Source organism: Xenorhabdus budapestensis (assembly GCF_002632465.1).
Lineage (GTDB): Bacteria > Pseudomonadota > Gammaproteobacteria > Enterobacterales > Enterobacteriaceae > Xenorhabdus > Xenorhabdus budapestensis.
Genome location: NZ_NIBS01000127.1, coordinates 1 through 695, shown reverse-complemented (window position 1 = coordinate 695; position 695 = coordinate 1). Strand labels below are relative to the sequence as shown.

Annotated in this window: 2 protein-coding genes; both read right to left on the bottom strand. The window is 54.0% G+C overall.

Annotated elements, in window-relative coordinates; all coding sequences use genetic code 11:
• Positions 1-180: TA system toxin CbtA family protein (locus tag Xbud_RS19230; RefSeq protein WP_244590057.1), on the bottom strand; the 180-nt coding region annotated here is incomplete at its 3' end.
• A gap of 16 nt (positions 181-196) precedes the next feature.
• Positions 197-682 carry a hypothetical protein gene (locus Xbud_RS19225; protein ID WP_099137551.1) on the bottom strand — a complete coding sequence of 162 codons (486 nt, stop codon included), beginning with the start codon at positions 680-682 and terminating at the stop codon, positions 197-199.
• Positions 683-695 lie beyond the last annotated feature (13 nt).

Sequence of the window (695 nt, the reverse complement as noted above, 5' to 3'; positions counted from 1 at the left end):
GGTTAAATCGTACTTATCGACTAATTCGTTAATGGCCTCAGAGGGTCGGATGCCGTTTTGTATCAGTTCAGCGACCGTGTCTGTTTCACACAGCGCCGTATCCTCCAGGTTGAGGCCAAAATGACGCTTCAGCAGCGTACCGGCAATCACCTGCCAGACGGTTAAACGTAAAGGTGCCATAGTCATACCTCATGTGTTAAACGCTGACTGTCGTGCCGTGCCGGAGAATATCCTGCACTTCACGGCACTGTTGATAACAGGGCGAAACCCCATGCAGCGACAACAAATGCGCCTTATGCCACAATGCCCGGGCAGCCTGTGTATTCTGCCACCCCTGCTCAAGCACGGCTGACTGACACAACTGCTGCTGTCGCTTTTCCAGTGACAGGCGTTCTGATGCCCGTGTCACCGGTTGCGCCCAGACAATCTCATCATAAAACCGGCCACCGAGCACTTTTCTGTCCCCGGCGTCATAAATCATCACGGTCAGCGGGGAAAAAACGCCCTTCGTTTGATGAGATAACGTTTCCGGCACCGGCCAGTCACCCAGTAAATGGATAACTTTCAGCCGCTGCACCGCTTCGGTTACCGAGGCCGCTTCGCACACGGTCAGGGTTTCTTCCCGCAGTGATTGCCTCGCTTGCGGGTGTTGCATCAGGCCAGTGACCTGCACGGTAAAAATGTCTTCATGGAAT